The 12,044-nt window shown below is 37.2% G+C and carries 13 protein-coding genes; 2 read left to right on the top strand and 11 right to left on the bottom strand.

The genetic code is table 11. From position 1 onward, the window contains the following. The first annotated feature begins 96 nt into the window (after positions 1-96). Positions 97-825, top strand: coding sequence for a LytTR family DNA-binding domain-containing protein (locus ABJQ32_02155; protein MEP5288420.1), 729 nt, complete (start codon positions 97-99; stop codon positions 823-825). On the opposite strand, the gene ABJQ32_02150 is transcribed toward ABJQ32_02155, so the two are convergent. From ABJQ32_02150 to apaG, 11 genes are all read right to left on the bottom strand, one after another. After that, positions 822-1,475 carry a DUF6048 family protein gene (locus tag ABJQ32_02150; GenBank protein ID MEP5288419.1) on the bottom strand — a complete coding sequence of 218 codons (654 nt, stop codon included), beginning with the start codon at positions 1,473-1,475 and terminating at the stop codon, positions 822-824. The genes ABJQ32_02155 and ABJQ32_02150 overlap by 4 nt on opposite strands. Further along, a complete protein-coding gene (locus ABJQ32_02145; protein MEP5288418.1) occupies positions 1,444-2,151 on the bottom strand; it encodes a hypothetical protein in 708 nt (235 codons plus the stop codon). Before ABJQ32_02145 ends, ABJQ32_02150 begins: the two co-directional genes overlap by 32 nt. Positions 2,152-2,162: 11 nt before the next feature. Continuing rightward, positions 2,163-4,637 (bottom strand): primosomal protein N', encoded by a 2,475-nt coding sequence (priA, locus tag ABJQ32_02140; GenBank protein ID MEP5288417.1) that lies wholly within the window; start codon positions 4,635-4,637, stop codon positions 2,163-2,165. Positions 4,638-4,673: 36 nt separating this feature from the next. Next, positions 4,674-6,686 (bottom strand): thioredoxin domain-containing protein, encoded by a 2,013-nt coding sequence (locus tag ABJQ32_02135; GenBank protein MEP5288416.1) that lies wholly within the window; start codon positions 6,684-6,686, stop codon positions 4,674-4,676. Between the two features lie 59 nt (positions 6,687-6,745). Next, on the bottom strand, positions 6,746-7,699 hold the full coding sequence (locus ABJQ32_02130; protein ID MEP5288415.1) for a GSCFA domain-containing protein: 954 nt from the start codon (positions 7,697-7,699) through the stop codon (positions 6,746-6,748). A gap of 112 nt (positions 7,700-7,811) precedes the next feature. Next, positions 7,812-8,255, bottom strand: coding sequence for a 50S ribosomal protein L9 (gene rplI / locus ABJQ32_02125; GenBank protein MEP5288414.1), 444 nt, complete (start codon positions 8,253-8,255; stop codon positions 7,812-7,814). Between the two features lie 8 nt (positions 8,256-8,263). Further along, a complete protein-coding gene (gene rpsR, locus ABJQ32_02120) occupies positions 8,264-8,515 on the bottom strand; it encodes a 30S ribosomal protein S18 (GenBank protein MEP5288413.1) in 252 nt (83 codons plus the stop codon). Then, positions 8,512-8,883, bottom strand: a complete 372-nt coding sequence (rpsF, locus tag ABJQ32_02115; GenBank protein ID MEP5288412.1) for a 30S ribosomal protein S6 — start codon at positions 8,881-8,883, stop codon at positions 8,512-8,514. The genes rpsR and rpsF overlap by 4 nt, the downstream gene beginning before the upstream one ends. 271 nt (positions 8,884-9,154) lie before the next feature. Beyond that, complete coding sequence (locus ABJQ32_02110) at positions 9,155-10,087, bottom strand: hypothetical protein (protein ID MEP5288411.1); 933 nt, start codon at positions 10,085-10,087, stop codon at positions 9,155-9,157. A gap of 44 nt (positions 10,088-10,131) precedes the next feature. Next, positions 10,132-10,797: a hypothetical protein gene (locus ABJQ32_02105; protein MEP5288410.1), complete on the bottom strand. Its 666-nt coding sequence runs from the start codon at positions 10,795-10,797 to the stop codon at positions 10,132-10,134. 111 nt (positions 10,798-10,908) lie between these two features. Then, positions 10,909-11,295, bottom strand: a complete 387-nt coding sequence (gene apaG / locus ABJQ32_02100; protein MEP5288409.1) for a Co2+/Mg2+ efflux protein ApaG — start codon at positions 11,293-11,295, stop codon at positions 10,909-10,911. A gap of 66 nt (positions 11,296-11,361) precedes the next feature. Between apaG and ung the strand changes: the two genes are divergently transcribed. Continuing rightward, positions 11,362-12,024, top strand: a complete 663-nt coding sequence (ung, locus tag ABJQ32_02095; protein MEP5288408.1) for a uracil-DNA glycosylase — start codon at positions 11,362-11,364, stop codon at positions 12,022-12,024. The last annotated feature ends 20 nt before the right edge of the window (positions 12,025-12,044 follow it).

Genomic DNA, 12,044 nt, shown 5'->3' with positions numbered 1-12,044 from the left:
GTTTCTCAATGCTATGCTCTTTATTTTTTTTGGTTTGATTTGTTATACCATCACTGCACTTTTTTATTTAAACTGCGGTGTTTTCAGGACTTAACAATGACCTATCTCTTCAATTCGCGCATACTGACACACATTTCCTTTTGGCTAGGATATTTTTTATTATTCGGCTTTATATGGACGAGAGATGGAAATTATTCATCTTCTTACTTTCTGGAATTTGTCTTGCTACCCATTCGGATAGGAGTGGTGTATGCCTCACTTTACTACTTGCTGCCAAGATATTTGCTAAAGAAAAAATTTGCTTTATTTCTGGTTAGTTATTCAGGGTTGTTATTGTTTGGTAGTATACTCCAGCGATTCTTTATTCACTTCTTTTATGAACAACAAACAAATTTCGATCTAATTAATATACTTGATCCGGCCGCTGTTCTTCGTGCTTTTATATTGATCAATTCTACCGCTTTATTTTTATTAGCATTGAAAATTCTCTTTCTCTATTTAGAGGAGAGATCGATCAATCAACCCATTCATGATGAAAAAATAGAAGTAAAATCGGATAAGCGTTTCTATCGAATCCATCCATCCGATATTTTATATTTAGAAGGACTAGGTAATTATGTCACCTATTACTTAAGAAATGGAACCAAGATTATTGGATACAATAGTTTGAAAAATGCCAACAATGAATTACCTGATTATTTCGTGCGAATCCACAAATCATTTATCGTAAATACAAATCAGGTGATCTCTTATGATAAGCACAATGTGGAAATAGCCAAAGAGAAATTTCTACCTATAGGAAATTCGTATGAGTTTGAGATTTAGAAGGTCACCTTCAAAAAGAAATTCATAGCTGGAACCGTGTTTTCAAATGACCTTCCATATCCTGGAATCGCATAGACATCTACTGGATCTTGTTCATCATAATCTGCTAAAACCTTTAATCGAAGGTTTAATCCAATGCTAAAAAGATCTGTGAGTCTGCGATCTGAATAGACCACCATCTCATACCATGTAGCACTCAGGTTTTCTCTTCGAATGTTCTGAACGAATGTCTCTTGAGCACCACTTGGGCTTTCAATGAAAATTCGGCCATTCTCGTTAAATGTAGAGGAAGCATATCTAAATGAAAATCCAATTTTGTTCTTGGGAAGAAATTGGTTTATATATCCAAATCCAACACGATAATAGATGCCCTCACTTTCATATGTACCATTTGAGTAAGCTCCTTCCGGTGTTAATGTGGCTTGACCAATCTCTATGATTAATGGGAATTTATCATAGAAATTTAGTTCTAATCCACCTTCATACTTTGTTTCAAAAGCGCTTGGAATGGTGAGTAGTTTACCATAATCAATATAAATTGATGGCTGCACAAACCGCGGGGGCGCCTGAACGGTATCAGCTGCCTCTTGCGAATAGACCTGTATCCCAAGGATCAGACTAAAAATAAAAAGTAAACGTTGCTTCGCCATCTACACAGTTTTCAGTACAATTTGATTTGACTGAGTCAATTTCTAAATATGTTTTATTAATAACTTCAATGTTTTCTGCACGAATTAAAACATTTCGCTGCTCGTCTACCGTTTGCACATTGTCATAGAGCAATTCTATCGTTTCAGTAAAACCATCTATAGTCACATTATATTCTGCAAACGCGTTATCAAAAGATAGTGGGATGCTCCAAACGAGAGCACTATCTTCATATACCTCAGAATAACCCGTCCCCGGAATAGCTATTTCACTGACCAAAATCAGCCCTGAATTAATGGATGCTACAGTGCTATTTAATATTGGAATAATGGTGTCCGTTCCAGCATTCTTCATCGCAAATAGGAGGGAGTCAGCTTGTCGTGACCCAATGAGGGTTTCTATATCTATTTTTTGTTGGTCAAGCATTCCTCCATTGGCAATGGAGTCTTCTAGTATTTGCAGGCTATCTTTTAGTAGAATCAAAGAATCAATATTGGTAGAAAGGCTAGAATCTATTTCAGCAATAACAGAAAGACTATCATTTATCGCTTCGATACTGTCCTGATTGATAAAGATGAATGAAACAGTTGGCTCAAAAGTTACCGAATCACAATCATCACATGGGTCACATGAAATAATGAGAATAAAGAGAACAAAAATGCTTAAGATGTTTTTCACTCGCTGTGTTACTATATCGGATCCACGTCAAATACCAAGCCAATACTTTTAAATGCAGGCATCTGTTTCATCATTTGTTCAACAGACTTAAGGTATTCTTTAACCGCCGGCAAGTTAATGCCTTGTTTTTCAATTTTCAATGTGATTTCATGTAAGTACATGTTTCTAATTTTTCCAATGATAGGTTCTACGGGACCAATCATTCGTTGATTTCCTAAGTTCTTCCTAATATCAGCGGCAAAATAATTAGCAGCTTGAAAAGAAATGCCTTTTTCTCTATGCTTGAAAGTGATGTTAATTAATCGCGTAAAGGGGGGGTAGTAGAAGTGTTCACGCTCCATAATTTCCCACTGGAAAAAGGATTTGTAGTTATCATTTCTTGCTTTTTGCAGTAGATCTTGATCTGGGTCGTTGGTTTGAACAATTACTTTTCCGTTTTTAGACTTGCGCCCGGCACGTCCGCTAACTTGAGTAATTAAGTGGTACGCTCGTTCATGTGATCTGAAATCAGGAAAATGAATCATTCGATCCGTATCAAATATGCCAACCAAATTGACTCGATCAAAATCCAAGCCCTTGCTCACCATTTGTGTACCAACGAGGATATCAATATTTCCTTCTTCAAACTCTTTAATGATTCTCTGATAACCATATTTGCTCCTCGTGGTATCCAGATCCATTCGCTGTACAATGGCTTGAGGAAACAAGATCTTGATTTCTTCTTCAAGCTCTTCTGTTCCGAAACCCACATTTCTAAGCTCTTTGCTACCACAATGTAGACAATCACTATACATGCTCTGATTGTAGCCGCAGTAGTGACACACCAGCTTGTTGTTGAACTGATGATAGGTGAGGCTTACAGCACAATTGGGACATTTGGGTATAGTACTACAATTATCACAGGTGATATACGAAGCATAACCTCTTCTATTTTGAAAGAGGATCACTTGTTCCTTTTTCTCCAATGCTTGTTCAATCTCATCAACGAGAATGGATGTGAAGTTACCTTTTAACTTTCGTTGCTTTCGCTCCCTGTTCACATTGGCAAACTCCATCGTAGGGTGATAGGCTTCTCCATATCTGGAGTTCAATTCAACCAATCCATATTTGTTGTCTAAGGCATTTTGATAGGTTTCGAGAGCGGGAGTAGCTGTACCTAGGAGTACATGTGAATCATGTATGGTGGAAAGGTAAATAGCTGAATCACGTGCGTGATATCGTGGAGCGGGTTCAAATTGCTTATATGAAGGTTCATGTTCCTCATCTACGATAATCAAACCAAGATTAGAAAATGGAAGGAAAACGGCACTTCGTACCCCAACAACAAACTGGTAATCATTGCTCAAAACTTTTTGCCATACTTCTACTCGTTCATTATCAGAGTATCGGGAGTGATAAACACCAAATGAATCACCGAAGATTCGGTGCAATCGAGCAATGATTTGTGTGGTAAGTGCGATCTCCGGTAGAAGATAGAGCACTTGATTTCCAGCAGCAATTTGCTCTTTGATTAGCTCAATGTAGATTTCAGTTTTCCCGCTACCAGTAACTCCATGAAGTAGAACCGTACTATGATCTTTAAAGGACTCAATGATCTCTCGTCTACAAGATTCTTGAATCTGACTTAGTTTAATTTCAACATGAGTCGTTAGTTGTTCAGATGGCAGCCTAGAGACAATCTCTTCCCATTCTTTCAGAACCTCATTTTTAATAAGTGTTTTGAGTGAAGACGGGCTTACATCCTCCGCCAGCAATTTTGATTTGAGAACACCTCTCTCATTTGCAGCAGAATTGTCTAATACCGGAACATCCCGAAGGTAGGAGAGAAGTACTTCCTGCTGTTTGCTTTTAGCTTCAAGTTCATTCAAGAGCTCTTCCAACATCCCTTCTTCTAAGTAGGCATCTGCTATCCTAACACGCTTGACTTTTTTAGGTTGATATTTGTCTTTAACCTTCTCAAATAGGTCGATATATCCTTTTTCTGAAAGTTGTTTGAGAATTCGTTGAGGTTGTTTTAACCCTAAAAAATCACCAACATCTTTCATCGTTAAGTCATTGGTCCTTAATGTGCGTAGTAGCTCCCATTCTCGATCATTAACATCAATATCATCAGGATTGATTTCTGGATTCAGTCCAACAAAAGATTCACTAGATAATTTTAGTGCTGCAGGGAGTGCTGCGTTAGAAACTTCGCCCAAATAACACATGTAATAACGAGCCATCCATTGAAAAAATTTAAGCTGATGTTCATTAGCAATGGCATGATCGTCGAGTACATCAAGCAATTCTTTTGGTTGGTAGTCCGTTGAGGTATTGGAGTGGGTGGATAAAACGATCCCGGTGTAGATTTTCTTCTTGCCGAACGAAATGACCACTCTGGATCCAGGGAAAATTATGTTCTGAAATTTTTTAGGAATCCGATAAGTAAAAGTCCCATCAAGGGGCAGAGGTAGGATAATTTCGCAATATGGATTTACTTCACTCAAAGTGATTCGAAGCTATAGTTTTCTATAAATGCAGAGTCAATTATTCAACATTTGCTTAATAGCTGCATCAACAGTTGTTACGGGTCGCTTGCATGATTTGTTGAAGCAAACATATATGGTAGTTTCACCATTTAGTGCAGTCTTAAATTTGAATGGGGGCTTATCGGACTCTTCTATTGTAGCAGAAATGATCTTATTGGGAATGAATTGTTGATTCAGCGCATTAGTGAATTCTTTTGCTTTTGGGCCAATGATAATCACCTCAGCAAAGGTGTCTGCCAATTCCAATGCAAGCATTCCCCAGTTACTCATATACTCTGGTTCTTGGATTATTAGTTCTCTAACTTGTGCTAAAATAGATTGACCTTTTTGAGCCATTTCATCATCGTAAAGATGCGTTCCTAAATGTGTAAGGTTCCATGCCATCAATGAGTTGGATGATGGTATTACATTGTCAAAGAATTCTTTTTTGCGAGCAATTAGACTGGCACTTTCATCGCTACTGAAATAATAAAGATTTTCATCTGGATCATAAAAGACTTCTTCTACTCGTATGGTCAATGTTTGTGCTAATTCAAGGTATGAACGATCCAATGTCGTTTCATAGTATTTAATAAAACTCTGAATGACTGCAGCATAGTCCTCCATAAACCCTTCTAAATCTTTATTTGGGAATCGGAATAGTTGCCCATCACGAATAAGGCTTTTAAGGAATACAGCATTCTGATTTGCCAGCTCAAGAATAGAAGAATCTTGTAAAGCTTGGTATGATTCGGAGAGACCTGACAAAACCAAACCATTCCATCCAGCAATTATTTTATTATCTAAACCAGGTCTAACTCTTGTTTCTCTTTCTGTTAGCGCTATTTGCTTAAACGTTTTGATTTTCGCATTAAACTCCTCTCGAGATAGCCCCAACTTTTGTGATAATGTTTCTTCATTAGCAACAACTCTTAGAGCATTCTTGCCTTCCCAGTTTCCATTGGGCTTAACATCATAATAGGCTCTGATCAAGTTCGTATCTGCCCCAGCGAGCTTTTGGATTTCATCATCCGACCAAACATAGAATTTACCTTCTTCCCCTTCACTATCTGCATCTAGGGCTGAATAAAACCCTCCTGATTCATCTAGCATTTCTCGTCTCAACCATTCAACAGTTTCTAGTATAGTTGTTTTGAATTTTGAGTTTTGTGATATCTTGAAACCATTAGCATACAAACTAAGCAATTGTCCATTGTCATAAAGCATCTTCTCAAAATGAGGTATATGCCACTCTTCATCTGTACTGTAGCGAGCGAAACCACCTCCAACGTGATCATAAATGCCTCCATCAGCTATTTTTTCTAACGTAAATTCGAGATGTGCCAATGCTTTTTCATTTTTGGTTTGATGAGCATAGGTTGCTAGAAACTGCCAAACAGAAGGCATAGGAAACTTTGGTGATTTTTTAATGCCTCCATCTACTGTGTCAAACTTCTTTTCCAGATTTTGATAAGTAATGTTGATTTCATCTTGAGACAGTCTATAGTCAGTTCCTTCTAGTTTATACTTTTCAGACTCTTTGGCTTGAAGATTCTGAGTAAAAGCTTCAGCCGATTCATTGATCTTCTCCCTATTATTTTTAAATGCTTCGTTGATGCTATTCAAGAGATTAACCCATCCTTCTTTTGGAAAATACGTGCCGCCATAAAATGGTTTTTGATCTGGAGTTAGAAATACATTCAGTGGCCAGCCACCTTGGAGGCCCATCGCTTGTACGGCATCCATGTATACCTGATCTACATCTGGACGTTCTTCTCTATCAACTTTAATATTGATAAAATATTCATTCATTATTTTCGATACAGCAGTATCTTCAAAAGATTCTTTTTCCATCACATGACACCAATGACAGCTGGAGTAGCCAATACTCACAAGAATAGGCTTGTCCTCTTTTTTTGCTTTCTCCAGTACTTCGGAGCTCCATTCTTGCCAATTTACTGGGTTGTGCGCATGCTGAAGTAAATAGGGACTTGTTGAGTTGATGAGGTCATTGGTGTATTCGTGCATCTCAGTTTGATTTTTGGACTGACAGGAAAAGGTGATTATCATGATTAAAAAGAATAGCCTCATTGTAGTTGATTTCTCAATTGCTCAATTTCAACACTTACATCAATTTTTTCATTCATTTGCTCCAGTTTTTCTAAAGTATTTTTGAGGAATTTTTGATGCGAAGCGGACGCCAGATGAAAAGGTTTATGATTGATAGCTGTTCTTAGTTTATCCCAATCTTTGAGTATAGTCTCCGTTTCAGAATCAAAGTAGCTTGCTCTAAACCTCTCCCAAACATAATCAATAGCCTCACTTGATGGGTGAATCCTATCAGTAGCATAGTACCGATAATCTCTCAGCTCATCCAATACGATTTCAAATGATGGGAAATAACACGTGTTTTCATACTCTTCGGAAATTGTATGAATGGCATCAATCAAGATAGCTTTACTTCGATTATTATCGATAAGTCCATCTCTAATATGGCGGACAGGGCTAACAGTAAAAATGATATTAAGCTCTGAGTTAAGTTCGGATAAATAGGAGTGGAGGAGAGAAAATTGCTTTATAATTTCCTCCTGGCTTAGAAATCTTTTTTTGAAGTGGGAAGAAGCGACTTTATGACAGTTGGCTACTATTTCTCCATTCGTCAATTCATACACCATAGAAGTTCCTAAAGTGACAATAAGCCATTTTGCTTTGGCCAGAAAAGTTTGAGTATGATTCTTCTTTTCGTTGAAAAGATTGATAGTTTTTTGTTGATCTAAGCAGGATATCACTCCATGAGCATCCCAGTGATAATGTACTCCTTGATTTTCAATAATGTTGTCGGAAGCAGCCCCATTTGATAGAAGCTTGAAAATTGAAAATGGGTTATAGATTGTACCAAATGGATTGGAAAGACTATCAAACTTACAGGAACTTAGTTTATGCCCAATATCATCCGAAAAGCAAGAGCCTATTAATAAAATAGGTTGCTTTAAGTTGATCTTATTGGAAGACTCAGGAATATTAAAATCCAGTTTAAACACAGGTAATTACTTTCTATCAAAGTTAGATGAATATCCATCTGATCACATAAAAAAACCCTGTTTCCATCAATCGATGGAAACAGGGTTTTATATATCTAAGAATTGAATTCGTTTATTCAGCTATCACCTTTATTTGAACAGGGTGGTGTACCTCTTTGTGCAGGTCAAGAAATGCAGTGTATTCACCAACCTCTTTGATTTTCTGCTCAAAAGAAATTCTTTTTCTATCAACATCGTGACCTTGAGCAGCTAATGCTTCAGCTACCTGAATAGGAGTGATAGCTCCGAAGATCTTACCACTTTCACCAGCTTTAGTCTTGATTTCTATTGTCAATTCGCCAATTTTCTTTGCAGTCTCTTCAGCATCTTTCTTAGCTTTTTCAGCTTTGTGAGATGCCTGACGAATGTTCTCGCCTATCATTTTCTTATTAGAGTCACTAGCAATTATAGCCATGCCTCTAGGGATTAGAAAATTTCTGCCATAACCTGGCTTTACAGCAACGGTATCGTTTTTGTATCCAAGTCCTTGTATGTCTTCTCTTAGTATTACTTCCATATTAGTACTTATTTAAGGGAATCTCCAACATATGGCATCAATGCAAGGTGTCTCGATCTTTTGACCGCCTGAGACACTTTTCTTTGATACTTTAAACTGGTACCTGTAAGTCTTCGAGGAAGGAGCTTTCCTTGCTCGTTTACAAACTTTAGCAAGAAATCAGGATCTTTATAATCAATGTACTTGATGCCGTTCTTTTTGAATCGGCAGTACTTATCCTTTTTCTGCTCTCTGTTTATTGGTTCGTTCTGTAATGTCATTTTGCTGCTGCCTCCTTCTTAGTTTCTTTCTTCTTATTGAATTCGCCTTTTTTTCTACGCTCGTTGTATACAACTGCGTGCTTGTCTAATACGGTGGTGAGAAATCTCATCACTGCTTCTTCTCTCCTGTATTCTGTCTCTAGCTTAGCAATTAATTCAGGTTCTGATCGGAATTCAAATAAGTGATAAAACCCTGTGGTTTTATGCTGTATAGGGTAGGCAAGTTTGCGCAATCCCCAGTTCTCTTCATTAACGATTTCTGCACCGTTATCAGTTAGAACTTTTTTGAATTTTCCGACAGTATCCTTCATCTGAGCTTCAGACAAAACGGGAGTCAAAATGAATACCGTCTCGTAATTCTTTGTCATGTGTAAATAAATTAACAACTATTGTTTTAAAAAATTGAGCTGCAAAAGTAAGTAATAATGGATAATAGACAATGGATGTCAGAAACTTATCTTTGAAGTATTTCGGCATCTCGGACGATCGTATCCGCTCTTCCGCCGGGCTATTCGCTATATCTCCTTCGCTATGCTCCGGAGGATGTCGCTGCTATCCCTGATGCAATAGTTGCGAGTCACTCGCTTAGAGTTTCCTCACAATTAAACTGCTCGCAACTAGTCAACAAGTGAATCGTAACTATTTCACCATAAATGATCCCTTACCCATAAGGTAATCGTCAGTATAAACTTCAACTTTGTGCTGACCTACTGAATAGTCATTCCCTTTATCGTAAAGAAAAGTTACTTTTTGGCTGTTTTTGTCGTATAGAATTTCCTGTTTTGCAGTATAGAACAATTCCCTGTTTTCAAATGTAAATGAGCCAGAGCCTCTTGTAACATCAAAAAGAACATTACCATCTGGAGCAATAACTCTAAGTAATAACTCCTTGCCTTCAATTGGAGCTATTTCATTCTCGACTACCGTAAACTGAATCTTTAATTGAGCAATATGCCTATTTCTGTATGCACCACCATCCCGCTCTTTTCCACTGTCATTAATCGCATTGATTTGCATTCCTTCAATCTGTAGTCTTGAGGCATATGCAACTTTAGTAGCCAATTCTTTTTTATTTTCTTCTAGTTCTTGAACAGTCTGGTTGAGTTGATTTTTTTCTACTTTAAGAGTGGTATTCTCTTCTGAAAGCTGTTCATTGAGGACTCTTAGTTGTTCAATCTCCTCATCTTTTATGATCAGAAGCTCTTTGTACCCATCTACCTTGTTATTGAGCTTTTCGATTCTTCCTCTTTGATATTGCGCATCTACAAGAAGTTGTTTTTTGTCAGCTTCAAGCTGAACTTTCAAAGCTTCTAACGTATCTACTTCACCTCCAAGTTCTTTGATTGTTTGAATTCGTATATCAAGTTCATCACCTATAGAATCAAGTTTTGCCTGAGTGAGTAGAATTTCTTGAAATTGCTGTTTTTTTTCTTCTTCTAATTGCTGATTTTGATAGTAGAAAAATACCACTGCAGCCAGAAGTAAAAATGAGATCACGATGAAAACAGGAGTTCTGTTTTTTTTCGGTTTCATGTAAGAAGGTTGATCTTCGGGTATTTTTTTTTCGTCCATTTGTTTTTGAATTATCCTCGCAAAAGTAGAAAAATGACTCCTCTTTAAAAACGCAATACAAAATGTTGCTTAGGCATCTCCATATTAGGGAATAGTAATCCTGCTTGAAAGATGTCTATGGTAAGATTAAATCGACCATCACTGATGAGTTTCTTCCAGATCAATAGCATATCAGGAGACCAATAAATGTCGTGTATAACAATGCATTTTACTGTAGGGTTCTGAGTTAAAGTGGTATTAATACAGAATTCTATAGCATTTGATCTATGATCAGCATCTATAAAGCAAAGCTGAGGTTGCTCTTTTACAATGATCGATTCAAATGTATCTTGTACAGTTCCTTCCTTGATTTCAATCTTATATTGAAGAAGCTTTGAAAATTGCTCTTTCGCTATAGCAGAAATAATGGGAGATGCTTCAATGGTGATCACACGCTTCACTGTTTCAGGGCCTGCCATGTAAAGTGAATTTATTCCGAATGAAGTTCCAGATTCAACGACCGTCTCTATTTTCAAATAGTTTATGAGCAGATGAAGAAATGCTGAAAATTTTGGAGTGCTTAATGAGGTCTTAGCGACTGAGCTAATTGTTTTCCTGTAATTACTTTGACTCTTTAGATCGTATAGGTCAATAATTCGATGATCGGACTTTAGTAAGCTTCGTAATTCTTCAACATTTTGTATACGAAATCCTTTAGATGGTTTAATCACTTTATTAAATAGATCAAACAAAAAAGGGGAGTGCAAAGAATGAGGTCCTACTGCATAGAATAAATACTTCAGGTAATGTTTCAACCTGAATAAAAATAACCCCAACAAATCTTAATTTAATTTGAAAGGAACGACCATGATGAATTCAGGAATCTCCACATTGAAAAGCCTTCCGTCAACAATTCGTTCCATGATATAATAGCCTTTCATTTTCCCCAATCCTGACCGCAAATTGCAACCAGATACATATTGATGTATTTCTCCAGGCTCAAGTACGGGCTGTTTTCCAACAACGCCATCCCCATCTACTTCATGTTTAGGATGCGCGGCATCAATAATATCCCAGTGTCTTGCTTTTAATTGCACTGTACTACTGGAATTATTTTCAATGGTTATTCGATAAGTAAAGACAAAGTGGTCGTTGGCCGGTTGCGAATGCTCCGGTTGATAATTCGTTTCTACTGAAACTTTAATGCCTTTGGTAACTCCTGTAGTCATATTCTGAGCGGACAATTTAATAGAATTTCAATTTAATTTACCAACATCTAGTTCAAGTAATTTATTATGAGTGTCAAAATTGAAGAAAGCTGGAAAGAATGTCTGGCGAAAGAATTCGAAAAGCCTTATTTCGTAGAGTTAACAGACTTTGTTAAAAAAGAGTATGCTTCAAAGCGGATTTACCCCCCTGGAGCTCTCATTTTTAGTGCTTTTGATCATTGTTCATTCAATGATGTAAAAGTGGTCATCGTTGGACAAGATCCTTATCATGGAGCAGGGCAAGCAAATGGCCTTTGCTTTTCTGTTGCTGATGGGGTCAGACATCCTCCTTCGTTGCAAAATATATTTAAGGAAATTCAAGCCGATTTGGGCTTATCAATTCCACAATCCGGAAATTTGGAAAGGTGGGCTGATCAAGGCGTGCTTTTACTGAATGCGACATTAACAGTAGAGGCTAGCAAGGCAGGCTCACACCAAAATAAGGGATGGGAAGAATTTACAGATGCAGTTTTGCGAGAAATATCGCAGCAAAAGGAAAAAATCGTATTTATTTTATGGGGTGCTTATGCTCAAAAGAAAGGTTCATTCATTGATTTTAAAAAGCATTTAGTGCTAAAATCACCGCATCCATCTCCCTTTTCTGCGCATAATGGTTTTTTTGGCTCAAAACATTTTTCTCAGACCAACCAATACCTTACTTCTGAGGGTCTTACACCCATTAATTGGTAATTTTACGTTTAGTAAGGGAA

It is taken from the genome of Marinobacter alexandrii (assembly GCA_039984955.1).
Lineage (GTDB): Bacteria > Bacteroidota > Bacteroidia > Cytophagales > Cyclobacteriaceae > Ekhidna.
Note: the sequence above shows the minus strand (reverse complement) of the source record. Positions and strands in the feature narration are given on the sequence as shown.